This is a genomic window from Bradyrhizobium sp. 149 (assembly GCF_023073915.1).
Classification (GTDB): domain Bacteria; phylum Pseudomonadota; class Alphaproteobacteria; order Rhizobiales; family Xanthobacteraceae; genus Bradyrhizobium.
Genome location: NZ_JADPKK010000023.1, coordinates 748,937 through 765,227, shown reverse-complemented (window position 1 = coordinate 765,227; position 16,291 = coordinate 748,937). Strand labels below are relative to the sequence as shown.

Sequence of the window (16,291 nt, the reverse complement as noted above, 5' to 3'; positions counted from 1 at the left end):
GCATGAGCATGGGCGCAAGCATACCTGACCACGTCGCTATCGACGCGCAGGCGCCGGTGCTGTCGGTCTCAGGCCTCACCACGTCCTTCCTGCGCGAACGGCAATGGAGTCCCGTCGTCCGCAATGTCTCGTTCGATATTGCCCCGCGGGAGACCGTGGCGATCGTCGGCGAATCCGGTTCGGGCAAGAGCGTCACCGCACTCTCGATCATGCGGCTCATTCCGAAGGAGAACGGCCGCGTCGAAGGCAGCGTTCGGCTTGCCGGCCGCGATCTGCTGTCGTTGCCTGAAGCCAGTATGACGGATATCCGTGGCAACGATATCGCCATGATCTTCCAGGAGCCGATGACGAGCCTCAATCCGGTGCTCACCATCGGCTTCCAGATTGCGGAAGCACTGATCCAGCATCGTGGCCTGTCGCGCGCTGCCGCCGATGCGGAGACCATCCGCCTGCTCGATCGTGTTCGCATCCCTGCGGCGAAATCGCGCTTCCACGAGCACCCGCATCGCTTCTCCGGCGGCATGCGCCAGCGCGTGATGATCGCGATGGCGCTGGCCTGCAAGCCGCGGCTGCTGATCGCGGACGAGCCGACCACCGCGCTCGACGTCACGATCCAGGCCCAGATCCTGGAGCTTCTGAAGGAGCTTCAGCAGGAAGAGGAGATGTCGATCCTCTTCATTACCCACGACATGGGCGTGGTTGCCGAGATCGCGGACCGTACCGTGGTGATGTATGGCGGCCAGGCGGTGGAGACCGACGATACCTCGCGCATCTTCGCCGCCCCATCCCATCCCTATACAAGGGCACTGCTCGCCGCCGTGCCACGCCTCGGCTCGATGGGAGGGCGGACGCGGCCGATGCGTTTTCCGATCGTCGACAAGGTGACGGGCACCTCGGACGAGCCGGCGGAGACGCCCGATACGGTCTCGATTGCCGAGCGACCGCTGCTCGAAGTCTCCAACCTCACGACGCGCTTCCCAATCCGCTCGGGCTTGTTCGGCAAGGTTTCGGGCCGCGTCCATGCGGTCGAGAACATCTCCTTCACCTTGCGTGCCGGGGAGACGCTGGCGCTGGTCGGCGAATCCGGCTGCGGCAAGTCGACCACGGGCCGCTCCATTCTGAAGCTGACGGAGCCGGACAGCGGCACCGTCCTGATCGACGGGCAGGATGTGCTGGCCATGAATGCCCGCACCTTGCGCGACTTCCGCAAGCAGATGCAGATCGTGTTTCAGGATCCGTTCGCGAGCCTCAACCCGCGCATGTCGGTGGGAACGGCGATCGCAGCGCCCTTGCTTGCCAACGGGCTCGCCTCGGCGTCGCAGGCGCGCGAGAAGGTCGCCGATCTGCTCGTTCGCGTTGGTCTCACCGCCGACATGGCCGCACGCTTTCCGCACGAATTCTCCGGTGGCCAGCGCCAGCGCATCTGCATTGCCCGTGCGCTCGCGCTCGGACCGAAGCTGATCGTCGCAGACGAGGCGGTCTCGGCCCTCGATGTTTCGGTCAAGGCGCAGGTCGTCAATCTGATGCTGGACCTTCAGGCCAGCATGGGACTCGCCTATCTCTTCATTTCCCACGACATCGCGGTGGTCGAGCGCATGAGCCATCGCGTCGCGGTGATGTATCTCGGTGAGATCGTCGAGACAGGTCCGCGCGCGGCATTGTTCGGAAATCCGCAGCATCCCTATACCAAGAAGCTGATGGCGGCCGTGCCGGTACCCGATCCAGCGCGCCGCGGCACCAGGCGCGAGGCCACGAACGACGAGATCAGAAGCCCGGTACGCGCGCCCGACTACCAGCCGCCGGTTCGGCAATATCGCGAAGTGTCGCCGGACCACGTCGTCCAGCTCTGGGGCGGGGAATGGACCGGCTGACGCGACGAAGGCGCGCTGCGAATGCTTTCAAGAACGCACGATGAAGTCGCGCGGTGACTTGCCGGGCAGGTTAACGGCGTCGTGCTTCGCGACGCCGGCCTCGTGACATCACGCGGAAATCACAATGAAATTATCGCGGCGCGATCCCTGCGACAGTCTGCCGCGACCGCTTCGTGTTATGCGCTGCAGCTGGACCGTCGGCCGGCGATCTCCGATAATGTGCGAATCTCGGGAAGGCCGACGAAGACGTGCCTTTACGGATGGGTTTATTGAAATGACACAAGCAGGCGTTTACGGACGGAGGCTCGCGCAGGGTCTTCGCTCGCAGCAAGCACCGGTCCTGATCACGCGTTCGCTGCACAGCGCCGAGCTCGCCGTGACCGAAGTCCGCAACGACGATCCGACGCCGGATATTTCCGGCTCCCTCGCCGCGGAAGATGCCTATCTCGTCAGCCTGAAGTTCCGCGACTATCCGGATTGCGAATGCTGGGAGGAGGGCCGCTGTGTCACCAAGGCGGATGTTCGCGCAGGTGCGACCTACCTCTACGACCTCAAGCGCGACCCGCGCTATGTGATCGACAAGCCGTTTCACTCGCTCTTCTTCTATTTGCCGCGCTCGGCGCTCAACGGCATTGCCAAGCAGCCCGGCGGGCCGCGCGTTGGCGAACTCACCTACGAGCCAGGTGTCGGTCATGACGACGAGGTCGTTCGATATGTCGGCGCCTCATTGCAGCAAGGACTGCGTCGGCCCAAGGAGACCAACCAGCTTTTCGTCGATCACATGATGCTCGCGCTCACGGCTCACGTCGCCCAGACCTACGGCGGGCTGAAGCCGGCCGCAGAATCGAGCCGCGGCGGTCTCGCGCCATGGCAGGTGAGGCGTGCGTGTGACCGGCTCGATTCCGATCTTTCGGGCAAGGTCGCGCTGCAGCAGATCGCGACCGAGCTCGGGCTTTCGGTCAGCCACTTCTCGCGCGCGTTCCGGATCTCCACCGGCCTGCCGCCGCATCAATGGCTGCTCCAGCAGCGCGTGAAGGCGGCCAAGCAACTGATGACGGTCCGCGACCTGCCGTTGTCCGAGATTGCCATCTCGGCCGGATTTGCCAATCAGAGCCATTTCACGCGGGTGTTCTCGTCCATGGTCGGCCTCAGTCCGGGCGCGTGGCGCCGCGAAACGGATGGAGGCCGGACGACGCGACTTAAACACGAGACTTGAATCAGCGGCGCCTCGCCAGCGAGATCGTGTAAGCCGCGCGGCGCGCCGCAAAGATCTCGTCCGGCGGATGGCCAATGCCGTCGGCAAGATTGACCGGATTGAAGACGGACCCGTCGCAGGCCTCATTGGCCTCAAGCCTGGTCACGACGATCGTTCCCAGCCGCACCTCCTCGCGGTTATCCTCGTCCGGCCATCGCAGGGTCACGTCCATGATGGGATCGCCGGGGGCGTCGAGCAGGGCCATCACGTTGAAGCGGATATCGCCGGCTGCGATCTTCTGCGCGAGATCCTCATGCAGGAAGGCGGCGGACTTTGTCGCGGCTTCGTCCTCGCTCAAGGTGACATCGCCGCCGGCAGGCGTGACCTTGAACTTGATGAAGCGGGTCTCACCCTTGGCGTTGGTCGCGGGAAAGGCGTGCACGCCCCAATAGGTCGTGCCGGCAAAGCTGCCGGGCAGCCGGCGTGCGGCGATGTAATTCGCCTGGTTCAGTGTTTCAGGATTGGCCGCGGAGAAGGCCTTGATCTTCTCGATATCAGGCTTGCCGTCCGCGCCCGGAATGCGTGCCTTGAGGAAGGCGAGCATCTGATCGAGCGTCCGTGCAAAATGCACCGGAGCGCTTTGCGTCAGGATGTCCGAGCGGTGGGCGTCGTCGCCAAGCTTGAAGCTGAAGCCGCGCAGCACGAAATTGTTGGTGTCTGTCACCCCGGGATTGCCGCCGCCGACGGAGAAGCGCGCCAGCACGCGCGACGGTTTTGTGAAGCTCTGCGATCGCGTGATCTCTGCCGCGCGGTCGGACGGGGTATAGGTGCCGCGCACGCATCGGCCCTTGGCGAAGCTCGCGCGCACCTTCGGCGGATTGCCTGCGACCGCCTTCAGTGCGTCGACGATCGCGGCGGGTGTTGCTGTGGGGGTGGGGAATTTGGACATGGCTTGGCCTCCGGCGCGAGCGGCATGTCCGTGTTTTAGGGCTCGTGCAGCGCCGGCGTCTTTCCCAAAGCCGTGCCGCTTTGTCCGATCCTGCTGAAGGAATTTGGCGCCGCTTCAGGAGTTCACGTGCACGAAATCCCGCAGTAGCGGATAGATCTCGTTATTCCAGCGCTTGCCCGAGAATACGCCGTAATGGCCGACGCCGGCCTGCATGTGGTGCACCCGGCGATAGGCGCGCACGCCGGTGCAGAGGTCCTGCGCGGCCAGCGTCTGGCCGATCGAGCAGATGTCGTCCTTCTCGCCCTCGACCGTCATCAGCCCCATGCGGCTGACGGCCTTGGTGTCCACGGGACGTCCCCGATGCATCAGCTTGCCTTGGGGCAGCAGGTGCTCCTGGAACACGTCGCGCACGGTCTCGATGTAGAACTCGGCCGGCAGGTCCATCACGGCGAAATATTCGTCGTAGAAGGTTTTGATGCTGGCCGCCTTCTCCTTCTCGCCCTTGGCGATGTGATTGGCGAGGTCCATGTGCTGCTTGATGTGGCGCTCGAGATTCATCGAGACGAAGGCGGTGAGCTGCACGAAGCCGGGATAGACTTTCCGAAGTGCGCCGCGGCACTGCATGGGCACGTAGTTGATCAGGTTCTGCTCGAACCAGTCGATCGGCCTGCTCTTGGCGAACTCGTTGACTCTAGTCGGCTGGATGCGCGTGTCGATCGGGCCCGCCATCAGCGTCAGCGTCGCCGGCCGGGAAGGATGATTGCCCTCGCACATGATGGCCGCGGCCGCGAGCGCCGAGACCGACGGCTGGCAGATCGCGACCATATGCGGACGCGGGCCCAATTGGCCGAGGAAGTCGATGAGATGCTCGGTGTAGTCGTCGAGCCCGAAGCGACCCTCGCTGCGGGGAATGTCGCGCGGATTGTGCCAGTCGGTGATGTAGACGTCGTGGTCCTGGAGCAGCGTCTTCACGGTGCCGCGCAGCAGCGTCGCGAAATGGCCGGACATCGGCGCCACCAGCAGCATGCGCGGCTGCTCGCCCACGCCCTCTTTCTTGAAACGCAGCAGCGAGCCGAACGGGGTCGCGTAAGCGACCTCCTCGGTCACGGCGACCTCGCGGTTGCCTACCATGACGCTGTCGATGCCATAGGCGGGACGGTGATAGGTGAGGGTGGAGCGGGAGATCAGCTCCAGCGCGGCCGAGAGCCGGCCGACGACCTGATCCGACAGGCCCTGCGGCACCAGATTGAGGAATTTGAGCGCGGACGAAGCCCCCGACCGCCACGGCGCCGTCAGGTCCATATGGTTCTGGAAGGCCTGATAATACATCGACATCATACTGAAACGCCCACCTGTCCCGTGCTGCTATGCAATATCGAAGCCAAATTGGAGGTGGGTGGCCCGCAAAATTGGCACGTCGCTTGCTGCTTTATTCGCGGGAAGCGAGCATTCCGCAGGCCGGGCGGGTGCGCGTCACAGGTGTGAGGCAGGCGTGAGGGAAGGCCACATGGCGAAGGCGACACTGACCATCAGCAGCAAGAACTACTCGTCCTGGTCGCTGCGTGGCTGGCTGCTCACGAAATTTTCCGGGCTCGATTTCGAGGAGATCGTCACCGCCCCGGACGACGCGTCCGCACGTGCGGAGATCCTGCTGTTGTCGTCCTCGATCCTGGTGCCGTGCCTGCGGCACGACGGCGCGACCGTCTGGGACACGCTGGCGATCGCCGAATATCTCAACGAGGTGATGCCGGATGCCGGGCTGTTGCCCGCGGATCGCGTCCAGCGCGCGCATTGCCGCTCGATCTCAGGCGAAATCCATTCCGGTTTTACCACGCTGCGCGCCTCGCTGCCCGTCAATCTGAAGGGGCATTTCCCCGGCTTCAAGATCTGGTCGCGCGCGCAGGCCGACATCGATCGCGTCTGGTCGATCTGGCGCGACTGCCTGGAGAAGTCGGACGGCCCCTTCCTGTTCGGCGAGAGGCGCACGATGGCGGACGCGATGTACGCGCCCGTGGTGACGCGCTTCGTCACCTATAACGTCAAGCTCGACCCGCTCCTGAAGGCTTATGCCGATACCATCCTGGCCATGCCCGAAATGCAGGAATGGATCGCAGCGGCCAAGGACGAGCCGGCCGAGATCGAGGAGCTTGAGGTCGAATATTAGGCAGGTCTGGTGCCGTCTGCTCGTTTTAGGAGCGAGGCTCCAGCCGCCGCACCCGGCAGTCATGCCATTGAAGCCGTTAACCTTTGACGCCCTTGGCTGACTGGGCCTGCTCACGCGTTGCGCAGATATTGTATGCGCGCGCCGGCTGTTTGCGACATCTAGCCGTGAACAGGCGCGTACAGGGTCCTACGGGTGATTCGGACGTGATTCGTTCGGGCCGCGTTCCGAAAGTTAAGGCGAGACGCGGCCCCGTTGCATTTTGAGACAGAGTCGGTGTTCAGGCCACGCCCGAATGCTTCATGCGCGGGACGCGCCAGCCGATGACGGTTGCTTCGACCGCGACGCCGGCCGCGTGGTTCTGCCAGCGTCCCTCGACATAGCGGCAGGCAAACGGCAGCTGATACGTTCCGCTGTGGTCCTCGCACAGCACTTCGACTGCAAGGCCAGGCGGTGGTTCTCCGGCGCCGTCGAATTCCGCCAGTCGTCTGTCGCGCGTTGCCATTAAAAACTCCCCTAAACAAAGCCGCGGAAGGAGCGCCCATTTCCTCCGCGTGCAGATCATCGCTCCCCGTCCGAGGGAACAGCCGCAAGCTCAACGCGAGAATGCGGTACGAGTGTGGTAGTCTCATGCGGCTGCGTGCAAAAAGCGCACATTGCCGTGATTGAATTGACGAGGAACCTGCATGCTGATTCGAAGCGCCGGCGTCTGTTTCGCGATGTTGCTGCTCGCCACGCTGGCGATGGCGCCGGTCCGCGCGCAGGACGTGCCCGGCATCGAGATCTGCACCGTCGAGAAGACCATGGAGCGCCGCACCAGCTGCCTCCAGAGCAACGTCGACTTCCTCCAGAAGACGATCACCAAGCTGAGCCTCGATCACCAGCAGAAGCTGGATGCTGCGGCTCGCCAGATCGATGCGTTGAAGACCACCGTGGCCGGTTTGCAGAAGACGCTCGGCGATCTCCAGGCGGCGCAGGCGAAGATCGCGGACGACGTGAAGAAGAAGCAGGATGCGCCGCCGCCGAAGGATGCGAAATGAATGCCGTGTCCCGGACGCGGTGCAGCGTGCAACGCTGCTCCGCTAAGCCGGGACCGTAAAGCAGTCGCGTGCAAGGCTGGCATTCCATCCCGCTTGCTTGGCAAGCCCCGGTGACTTTGTCATAACCGCAGGCAAATCTTGCGTGTGGGGCCCGTGCCGGACATCCCGCGCAAGTCATAACAAGCAGCCGGGAGGGTCCCCCACATGTCCAACGTCCGCGTTCTCGCCGCCGACCTCGAATTTCCCGAAGGGCCGGTCGTGATGCCGGACGGCTCGGTCGTGCTGGTGGAAATCCGCGGCCAGCGCCTGACCCGACTCTATCCCGACGGCCGCAAGGAGATCGTCGCGAAGATTCCGGGCGGCCCGAACGGCGCCGCCCTCGGCCCCGACGGCAAGATCTACATCTGCAACAATGGCGGCTTCTCCTGGATTCCGACCCGCAACATGATCATGCCGGGTCCGCAGCCGGACGACTATCTCGGCGGCTCGATCCAGCGCGTCGATCTGCAATCCGGCAAGATCGAGACGGTCGTGACCAAATGCGGCGAGCACGATCTGCGCGGGCCGAACGATCTGGTCTTCGACAAACAGGGCGGCCTCTGGTTCTCCGATCTCGGCAAGCGCCGCGCGCGCGAGATGGATGTCGGCGGCATGTATTATCTCAAACCGGGCATGAAAGAGATCGTCGAGGTGGTGCACGGCGTGCTGCCGGCCAACGGCATCGGCCTGTCGCCGGATGAGGCCACCGTGTACATCGCGGAGACGCCGACGGGCCGGCTCTGGGCCTATGAGCTCTCCGCGCCCGGCACGCTCAAGCCGCGCGATGTGATCTATCGCGGCGAGCGCGGCAAACCGATCTGCGGCCTCGGCGGCTACCAGATGTTCGACTCGCTTGCGGTCGAAGCGAACGGCAATGTCTGCGTCGCCACCCTCGTCTCCGGCTGCATCTCCGTGATCGCGCCGGACGGCACCCTGGTCGAGCAGGTCCCGACCGGCGACCGCGTCACCACCAACATCGCCTTCGGCGGCGCCGAGCTGAAAACCGCCTACATCACGCTCTCGGGCAAGGGCGAGCTGGTCGCCATGGACTGGCCGCGCGGCGGTTTGCCGCTCAATTTCCTAAACAAATAAACGGTGCTAGTGACCGTCATTGCGAGCGAAGCGAAGCAATCCAGGACTGCGTCCTCGGTAAGATTCTGGATCGCTTCGCTTCGCTCGCAATGACGCAAGGAGAGATTTTCAATGCCCTGGCCCGATCCCATCACCCTGCGCGGACAGCATGCCCGTCTGGAGCCGCTGTCGCATCAGCACCGCGAGGAGCTCGTCGAGGCCGTGAAGGACGGCGAGCTCTCCACCATCTGGTACACCGCGATCCCGACGCCGGAGAATCTGGGCAAGGAAATCGACCGCCGGCTCGGTCTTCAGGCCGCGGGCTCGATGCTCCCCTTCACCGTGTTCGATGGCAGCGGCAAGATCGTGGGCATGACGACCTACATGAACATCGATGCCGCCAACCGCCGCGTCGAGATCGGCTCGACCTGGTACGGTAAGAGCGCGCAGCGCGGCCCGCTCAATACGCAGTGCAAATTGCTGCTGCTCACCCATGCCTTCGAGACGCTGAATTGCATCGCGGTCGAATTCCGCACGCACTTCTTCAATCATCAGAGCCGCAATGCCATTGAGCGTCTCGGCGCCAAGCAGGACGGCATTCTGCGCAGCCATCAGGTCGCGCCCAACGGCACGCTGCGCGACACCGTCGTCTACAGCATCACAGCGGCCGAATGGCCGACCGTGCGGACGCATTTGAATTATCAACTCAACGACAAGCCGCGCTAGGGATGATGCACCAGGGATGACGTGTGCTTTTCGCAACGATGTCGCCGCGGGCTCTCTCACCTCTCCCTCCGGGAGAGGTGTAGGCATCCGCGGTCGCAATTCATTTGGTATCAAGACACAGTAGGGGCCTTCGATGGACAGATTTGACTATGTGATCATCGGCGCGGGCTCCGCCGGCTGCGTGCTCACCAGCCGGCTGAGCGAAGATCCCGGTACCAGTGTCTGCGTGCTCGAAGCCGGACCCAGCGACTGGCATCCCTACATCCATCTGCCGGCGGGCTTCATCAAGACCTTCCACATGAAGAGCATCAACTGGGCCTACCAGCAGGAGGTCGGGCCCTGGACCGGCGGGCGCAGCATCTATGCGCCGCGCGGCAAGACGCTCGGCGGCTCGTCCTCGATCAACGGCCATATCTACAATCGCGGCCAGCGGATGGATTTCGACACTTGGGCGCAGATGGGAAATCGCGGCTGGGGCTATGCCGACGTGCTGCCCTACTTCCGGCGGCTGGAGAAGCGGGTCGGCGAGGGCGAGGACATCTATCGCGGTCGCGACGGCAATCTCATCGTCACCACCATGAACTGGCGCGATCCGCTTTGCGAAGCCTTCATGGAAGGTGCGGTCTCGCTCGGCATCCCGCGCAACCCCGACTACAACGGCATGACCCAGGAAGGCGTCTCCTACTGCCAGCGCACCATCGACAAGGGTCTGCGCGTCTCCGGCGCCACCGCGTTCCTGAAGCCTGCGATGAAGCGGCCGAACGTGCATGTGCGCACGCATGCACACGCCACCGAGATCATCTTCGAGGGCAAGCGCGCCGTCGGTGTGCGCTACATGAAGGGCGGCCATGGCGGCACGCCGGTGGAAGTGCGCGCCAACAAGGAAGTGATCCTCTCGGGCGGCACCTATAATTCACCGCAGCTGCTTCAGCTCTCCGGCGTCGGCTCACCGGATCTGTTGCAGGCCCACGGCATCGCCGTGCGTCACGCGCTGCCAGTCGGCGAAGGCCTGCAGGACCATTATGCCCCGCGCACGGTCGCGCGCGTCAAGGACATCAAGACCATCAACGAGCTCCGCCGCGGCTTCTCGCTGTGGATCGAGGCGCTGAAATGGGCGACCGCGCGCAAAGGACTGCTCTCGCTGTCGCCGACCATGGTCTATTGCTTCTGGCATTCCGGCGAGAGCGCCGAGTCTTCCGATCTTCAGCTCACCTTCACGCCGGCGTCCTACAAGGAAGGCGTGCAGGGCCAGCTCGAGGACGAGCCCGGCATGACGGTGGCCTCCTGGCAGCAGCGCCCCGAGAGCCGCGGTTATGTCCGCATCCGCTCGTCTGATCCTTTCGCGCCGCCGATCATCCAGACCAACTACCTCGACGCCGAGCTCGACCGCCGTGTCATCGTCGGCGGCATGAAGCTCGCGCGTCGCCTGCTGAAGTCAGCGCCGCTGTCGCCCTATTACGCCTACGAGGATTTTCCAGGCCCGAACATCAACACCGACGACGAATTCCTGGCCGCCGCGACCGAGCGAGGCACCACCACCTTCCACCCCGGCTGCACCTGCCGCATGGGCCCGGCGGACTCGACCTGGGCGGTGGTCGACGACCAGCTCCGCGTCCACGGGTTGGAGGGCCTGCGCGTGATCGATGCCTCGGTGATGCCGCGCATGATCTCGGCAAATCTCAATGCATCCACCATGATGATCGCCGACCGCGCCTCGGACCTCATCCGCGGGAAGCAGCCAATGGAAGCCGCGCGCGTGCCGGATGCGGCGGTGGCGTGAGAGATCTTCGTAGGATGGGTAGAGCGCAGAAAACCATCCTACGCGCCCGTTCGGCAAACACCCGCGCTGTGTCGCCCGCAGGTCAATCCCTTTCGACCTGTATGCCGCTGTGCAGTCCTTTGGCGCTACCCGCGCACAGCGGACCGTGGGTGCCAGCCGGCACCCGGCCTTCCCTGCGCCCTTTTTGTTTATGAGAGGGCGATGGAGAGAGCATAGCTCGGGCGAAATGCGCCGCGAGGATGCGAAGGCGGTCTGCGATTCAAAATGCAAGCTGGAAGAGCGGCGCTGCCGCCTCATACTCCGTCATTGCGAGCGCAGCGAAGCAATCCAGCCTGTCACCGCGGAGAGGCTTCGCTGCGCTCGCAATGACGATGGGAGAGTGCGCAACTCTTCGCTCTCGTGCCCCGGACGCAGCGCAGCGCTTCTTCAGCGGTGCGCTGCAGAGCCGGGGCCCATGACGCCGCATTGTACCGTGTCGCCTTCTGGATCCCGGCTCTGCGCAGCAGCGCAAGCGCTGCAGCGCGTCCGGGACACGAGAAGCCTACACTTCCCGTCGGCTCAGGAACGCCAGCCGCTCGAACAAATGCACGTCCTGCTCGTTCTTGAGCAGCGCACCGTGGAGAGGCGGAATGAGCTTGCGTGGGTCGCGCTCGCGCAACTGCTCGACGCTCATGTCTTCGTTGAGCAGCAGCTTGAGCCAGTCGAGCAACTCGGAGGTGGAGGGCTTCTTCTTCAGGCCGGGCACCTCGCGGACCTCGAAGAAGATGCGCAGCGCTTCCTCGACCAGACGCTTCTTGATGCCGGGGAAGTGGACGTCGACGATCCGGGTCATGGTGTCGGCATCGGGGAACTTGATGTAGTGGAAGAAGCAGCGGCGCAGGAACGCATCCGGCAGCTCCTTCTCGTTGTTGGAGGTGATCATCATGATCGGGCGCTGCTTGGCCTTGATCGTCTCGCCGGTCTCGTAGACATGGAATTCCATGCGGTCGAGCTCGAGCAGCAGATCGTTCGGGAATTCGATGTCAGCCTTGTCGATCTCGTCGATCAAGAGCACCGGGCGCTGCTCGGCGGTGAAGGCGTCCCACAACTTGCCGCGCTTGATGTAGTTCTTGATGTCGGACACCCTGCTGTCGCCGAGCTGGCTGTCGCGCAGGCGCGACACCGCATCGTATTCGTAGAGGCCCTGCTGCGCCTTGGTGGTGGACTTGATGTGCCAGGTCAGAAGCGGGGCGTTCAGCGCCTTCGCTACTTCCTCCGCCAGCACCGTCTTGCCGGTGCCGGGCTCGCCCTTGATCAGCAGCGGGCGCTCCAGCACGATCGAGGCATTGACCGCGACCTTGAGATCGTCGGTGGCAACATAGTCCTTGGTGCCGGTAAATTTCATCGCGCGTCCTTGTTGGTCGTCGTCCCGGTCATTGGACCCGGTCGCGACATAGGAACGGCCGCGCGTGGCGGCCGTTCCTGGTTCATTCAGGCTTTCAGACCCGTTTTATCAGCGAAAGGATGACCAGCACAATCACCGCGCCGATCGTCGCATCCACGATGGCCCCGATCGTGCCCGTTGCGAGCTGGATATGCAGCTGAGGCAGAATCCAGCTCGCCACCAGCGCGCCAATGATGCCGACGACGATGTTGCCGATCAGCCCAAATCCCGCCCCATGGACAATCTTGCCGGCAAGCCAGCCTGCGATCGCGCCAATGATGAGCGCTGCGAGAATTCCCATTGCAAACGTCCCCAAAACAACCCCGTGAGACCGTCAATTCTAGAGCAAAAAGCCTCCCGGTCCAGCGCAGAGCAGTGGCCTCCGCCCCTTGACGTTCGTCCCCCGACGGGCAATCTATCACCCATGTTCCTGCAATTCTTCACTTCTCTGCGCGACGCGCAGGTCCCCGTGACGCTGCGCGAATACCTCACGCTGGTGGAGGCGCTCGACGCCGACCTCGCGGATTACTCGGTCGAGAATTTCTATTATCTGTCGCGCACCGCGCTGGTGAAGGACGAGCGCAACCTCGACAAGTTCGACCGCGTCTTCGGCACCGTGTTCAAGGGGTTGGAAAGCCTGCTCGACGCCATGGAGGGGGCCGAGATCCCCGAAGAGTGGCTGAAGAAGCTCGCCGAGAAATATTTGACGGACGAAGAGAAGAAGCAGATCGAGGCCATGGGCTGGGACAAGCTCATGGAGACCCTGAAGAAGCGGCTCGAGGAGCAGAAGGGCCGCCATCAGGGCGGCTCGAAGTGGATCGGCACGGCAGGTACCTCGCCGTTCGGCGCCCATGGCTACAATCCCGAAGGCGTCCGCATCGGCCAGGAGAAGAACCGCAACAACCGCGCCGTCAAGGTGTGGGACAAGCGCGAGTTCAAGGACCTCGACGGTAATGTCGAGCTCGGCATCCGCAACATCAAGGTGGCGCTGCGCCGCCTGCGCAAATTCGCGCGCACCGGCGCGCCCGATGAGCTCGATCTCGACACCACGATCCGCGAGACCGCCAATCACGGCTATCTCGACGTCCACATGCGGCCCGAGCGGCGCAACGCGGTGAAGCTGCTGGTGTTCTTCGACATCGGCGGCTCGATGGACGCGCATATCGAGCAGGTCGAAGAGCTGTTCTCGGCGGCGAAGAGCGAGTTCAAGCACATGGAGTATTTCTACTTCCACAACTGCCTCTATGAAGGCGTGTGGAAGCAGAACAAGCGCCGCTTCACCGACCGCACGCCGACCTGGGACGTGCTGCATAAATACCCGCACGACTACAAGATCGTGTTCGTCGGCGACGCCTCGATGTCGCCTTACGAGATCATGGTACCCGGGGGCTCGGTCGAGCACGTCAACGAGGAGCCCGGCTCGGTCTGGCTCGACCGCATCATCCGCACCTATCCGCATTCGGTGTGGCTCAATCCGGTGCAGCAGAAGCACTGGGACTATTCGGAATCCACCACCATCATCAAACGCATCTTCGCCAACCGCATGTATCCGATCACGATCGAGGGGCTCGAGGGTGCGATGAAGGAATTGACGCACTAGCTCCTGTCATTCCGGGGCCGCGCAGCGCAAGGCCCGGAATCTCGAGGTTCTCAGGTGCGCAAGGGCGCACCGTAGTTCGATGCTTTGCATCGCCCCGGAACGACGGAAGAGAAGAAGGGAAGACACGTGCCCCAGACCATCACCCGCGGCATCAAGGCGCTGATCGACGAGGCCAATGCCGAGATCGAGACGCTCACCGCCAAGGACGCCATCGAGATCTCCAAGAACGGCGACGTCGTCATCGTCGATATCCGCGATCCCCGCGAGATCGAGCGTGACGGCCGGATCCCCGGCGCGTTCGCCTGCACCCGCGGCATGCTCGAATTCTGGATCGATCCGCAGAGCCCTTATGCCAAGCCGGTGTTCCAGGAGGACAAGAAGTTCGTATTCCACTGCGCCGGCGGCTTGCGCTCCGCGCTCGCCGCCAAGACCGCGCAGGACATGGGCCTCAAGCCCGTTGCCCACATCGCCGGCGGCTACGCCGCCTGGCGCGACGCCGGTGGCCCTGTCGAGCAATGGGAGCCGAAGAAGAAGGGGTGAGTAGACCCCTCACGTGCCACGCACTCCGTCGTGGCCGGGCTTGTCCCGGCCATCCACGTCCTTGATCGATGCGCCGAAAGACGTGGATGCCCGGGACAAGCCCGGGCATGACGACCGAGAAAATCGCCGGAGAATACGTCAATGACTGACACGACAGCCGATCCCCTCGTCTCCACCGAATGGCTCGCCGCCCACATCAACGATGCCAACGTCAAGGTGCTCGACGCCAGCTTCAAGCTGCCGGGCGTGCTGCCGCTGCCGAAGGATGATTATCTCGCCGCGCATCTGCCGGGCGCGGTGTTCTTCGACGTCGATGCGGTCTCGGACCATTCCAACCCGCTGCCGCATATGTATCCGAGCGCCGAGCAGTTCGGCCGCGACGTCGGCAATCTCGGTATCTCCAATGCAGATACCGTCGTGATCTACGATGCCGGCGGCTGGGTCGCAGCGCCGCGCGCATGGTGGATGTTCCTGGCTTTCGGCCATGCCAATGTGCGCATCCTCAATGGCGGCCTGAAGAAGTGGCGCGCCGAGGGGCGTCCGGTCGAGACTGGCGAAGTGAAGCCGAAGCCAGCGACCTTCAAGGCGAGCTACGATTCCAAGCGCGTGCGCAGCATGCAGCAATTGATCGCCAACGTCGAAAGCCGTGCCGAGCAGGTGATCGACGCGCGCGCCGCCGACCGGTTCGAGGGCCGGGCGCCCGAGCCGCGCGCGGGCATCCGCTCCGGCCACATCCCGGGTGCGCGCAACGTGCCCTACAATCTCTTGTTCGACGCCGCGACCGGCACGATGAAGCCGCTCGATGATCTGCGCGCCGCCTTCACGAGCGCCGGCGTCAAGCTCGACGCGCCGATCGTGACGAGCTGCGGCTCCGGGGTCTCTGCCGGCGTGCTGACGCTGGCGCTCTACCGCCTCGGCATCACCGACACCGCGCTCTATGACGGCTCATGGTCGGAATGGGGCCAGGAAAAAGGCCCGCCCGTCGCGACCGGGCCGGCGTGAGCGACCACTAACGTGGACGCGCGGTGGCGGCGACCGTGGGCTGCTGCTGCGCGAACGGATCGAAACTCTGCTGTACCTGCGGAGGCGGGGGCCGCCGCACCACGCGGTGTTTCTTCTTCGCCTTCGCCCGCCGCTTGGTCGCCTTGTTGTCCGCTGCGCCGGTGTCCGCCTTGGCCTTCGCCGGCGGATCTTTCAAGGCGGTGGTCGCGGGGTTATTCAGCGCGGCGACCTTGGCCGAGGCGATATCGGGCGCGGAAGAGGCGAGGGCGGCACTGGGCTCGGCCGGGCCGGCGGTCGCGGCGGCGTCAGGCTTGGTCTCGGGGATCGATGCCGTGGTGTCGGCCGGGGTGAGCGTGTCGGCGGGAGCCGGCGCCGCGGCGTCCGTCGTCGTCTCGGCCTTGGTCTCGCCATTGGCCGGTTCGGCCGGGACGCCAGCCGGGGGCGCAACGACCTGCGGCGGAATCTCGATCTCGGTCGTCAGCGCGATGACCTGCTCGGGCTCGTTCGCCGGCAATCCGATCGTCGGCACCAGGTCACGCAGCGACGGCGTGGGCTCGGCCGCCTCCGGCTCGGCGCGCAGGGCCGCGAGCACCGGCTGGGCCGGCTCGGGAGCTTGCGCAAACACCTGCTCCTGCGGACCGTTCCGCCAGGAGGGGTTGCTGACATACTGCTCGTGGCTCGCCCGCAGCAGCGCGGCGGCGCCCAGGCCGAACACCAGGATGGAGGCTGACAGCAGGATCGCGGCAAACAGGAAGCGAAAGCCGGGAAGCATCGAGGGATTGCGAATTTCCGCCCCGGCGGCGAAGTGGCCAGGGCCCATGAGCCATCTGAACGCGGTGACGGTACTGCTTGCCGCGTTCGCCGCGCGGGGATCGAAGCTCAAAGCGGGCGAAT

16 protein-coding genes are annotated in these 16,291 nt (G+C 64.2%); 10 read left to right on the top strand and 6 right to left on the bottom strand.

Features of this window, described 5'->3' with window-relative positions:
- The first annotated feature begins 2 nt into the window (after nt 1-2).
- Together IVA88_RS31465 and IVA88_RS31460 are read left to right on the top strand one after the other, a co-directional pair.
- Nucleotides 3-1,871 carry an ABC transporter ATP-binding protein gene (locus tag IVA88_RS31465; RefSeq protein ID WP_247501062.1) on the top strand — a complete coding sequence of 623 codons (1,869 nt, stop codon included), beginning with the start codon at nt 3-5 and terminating at the stop codon, nt 1,869-1,871.
- A 274-nt stretch (nt 1,872-2,145) separates the two neighbouring features.
- Nucleotides 2,146-3,087, top strand: a complete 942-nt coding sequence (locus tag IVA88_RS31460) for an AraC family transcriptional regulator (RefSeq protein WP_247501061.1) — start codon at nt 2,146-2,148, stop codon at nt 3,085-3,087.
- A 1-nt stretch (nt 3,088) separates the two neighbouring features.
- Here IVA88_RS31460 and IVA88_RS31455 read toward each other — a convergent pair whose 3' ends face one another.
- Together IVA88_RS31455 and phaZ are read right to left on the bottom strand one after the other, a co-directional pair.
- Nucleotides 3,089-4,015, bottom strand: a complete 927-nt coding sequence (locus IVA88_RS31455) for a catalase family peroxidase (RefSeq protein ID WP_247501060.1) — start codon at nt 4,013-4,015, stop codon at nt 3,089-3,091.
- A 114-nt stretch (nt 4,016-4,129) separates the two neighbouring features.
- Nucleotides 4,130-5,353 (bottom strand): polyhydroxyalkanoate depolymerase, encoded by a 1,224-nt coding sequence (gene phaZ, locus IVA88_RS31450; protein ID WP_247501059.1) that lies wholly within the window; start codon nt 5,351-5,353, stop codon nt 4,130-4,132.
- A 169-nt stretch (nt 5,354-5,522) separates the two neighbouring features.
- On the opposite strand from phaZ, the gene IVA88_RS31445 reads away from it, so the two are divergent.
- Complete coding sequence (locus IVA88_RS31445; RefSeq protein ID WP_247501058.1) at nt 5,523-6,179, top strand: glutathione S-transferase family protein; 657 nt, start codon at nt 5,523-5,525, stop codon at nt 6,177-6,179.
- Nucleotides 6,180-6,456: 277 nt separating this feature from the next.
- On the opposite strand, the gene IVA88_RS31440 is transcribed toward IVA88_RS31445, so the two are convergent.
- Nucleotides 6,457-6,681 (bottom strand): hypothetical protein, encoded by a 225-nt coding sequence (locus IVA88_RS31440; protein ID WP_027570609.1) that lies wholly within the window; start codon nt 6,679-6,681, stop codon nt 6,457-6,459.
- Nucleotides 6,682-6,862: 181 nt separating this feature from the next.
- On the opposite strand from IVA88_RS31440, the gene IVA88_RS31435 reads away from it, so the two are divergent.
- The 4 genes from IVA88_RS31435 (at nt 6,863) to IVA88_RS31420 (ending at nt 10,832) form a co-directional block, all read left to right on the top strand.
- Nucleotides 6,863-7,216 (top strand): hypothetical protein, encoded by a 354-nt coding sequence (locus tag IVA88_RS31435; protein WP_247501057.1) that lies wholly within the window; start codon nt 6,863-6,865, stop codon nt 7,214-7,216.
- 204 nt (nt 7,217-7,420) lie between these two features.
- Nucleotides 7,421-8,347, top strand: a complete 927-nt coding sequence (locus IVA88_RS31430) for an SMP-30/gluconolactonase/LRE family protein (protein WP_247501056.1) — start codon at nt 7,421-7,423, stop codon at nt 8,345-8,347.
- Nucleotides 8,348-8,458: 111 nt separating this feature from the next.
- Nucleotides 8,459-9,052 carry a GNAT family protein gene (locus IVA88_RS31425; RefSeq protein ID WP_247501055.1) on the top strand — a complete coding sequence of 198 codons (594 nt, stop codon included), beginning with the start codon at nt 8,459-8,461 and terminating at the stop codon, nt 9,050-9,052.
- 133 nt (nt 9,053-9,185) lie between these two features.
- Nucleotides 9,186-10,832, top strand: a complete 1,647-nt coding sequence (locus tag IVA88_RS31420; protein ID WP_247501054.1) for a GMC family oxidoreductase N-terminal domain-containing protein — start codon at nt 9,186-9,188, stop codon at nt 10,830-10,832.
- Nucleotides 10,833-11,373: 541 nt separating this feature from the next.
- On the opposite strand, the gene IVA88_RS31415 is transcribed toward IVA88_RS31420, so the two are convergent.
- Complete coding sequence (locus IVA88_RS31415; RefSeq protein ID WP_247501053.1) at nt 11,374-12,216, bottom strand: MoxR family ATPase; 843 nt, start codon at nt 12,214-12,216, stop codon at nt 11,374-11,376.
- 94 nt (nt 12,217-12,310) lie between these two features.
- Nucleotides 12,311-12,556 (bottom strand): GlsB/YeaQ/YmgE family stress response membrane protein, encoded by a 246-nt coding sequence (locus IVA88_RS31410; protein ID WP_247501052.1) that lies wholly within the window; start codon nt 12,554-12,556, stop codon nt 12,311-12,313.
- Between the two features lie 123 nt (nt 12,557-12,679).
- Here IVA88_RS31410 and IVA88_RS31405 point away from each other — a divergent pair, with 123 nt between their 5' ends.
- From IVA88_RS31405 to sseA, 3 genes are all read left to right on the top strand, one after another.
- The gene (locus IVA88_RS31405; protein ID WP_211384411.1) at nt 12,680-13,855 is read left to right on the top strand and encodes a VWA domain-containing protein; all 1,176 of its coding nucleotides are present in this window, start codon (nt 12,680-12,682) and stop codon (nt 13,853-13,855) included.
- 126 nt (nt 13,856-13,981) lie between these two features.
- A complete protein-coding gene (locus IVA88_RS31400) occupies nt 13,982-14,395 on the top strand; it encodes a rhodanese-like domain-containing protein (protein ID WP_007613708.1) in 414 nt (137 codons plus the stop codon).
- Between the two features lie 141 nt (nt 14,396-14,536).
- The gene (gene sseA, locus IVA88_RS31395) at nt 14,537-15,397 is read left to right on the top strand and encodes a 3-mercaptopyruvate sulfurtransferase (RefSeq protein ID WP_247501051.1); all 861 of its coding nucleotides are present in this window, start codon (nt 14,537-14,539) and stop codon (nt 15,395-15,397) included.
- 7 nt (nt 15,398-15,404) lie between these two features.
- Here sseA and IVA88_RS31390 read toward each other — a convergent pair whose 3' ends face one another.
- The gene (locus tag IVA88_RS31390) at nt 15,405-16,217 is read right to left on the bottom strand and encodes a hypothetical protein (protein WP_247501238.1); all 813 of its coding nucleotides are present in this window, start codon (nt 16,215-16,217) and stop codon (nt 15,405-15,407) included.
- Between the last annotated feature and the right edge of the window lie 74 nt (nt 16,218-16,291).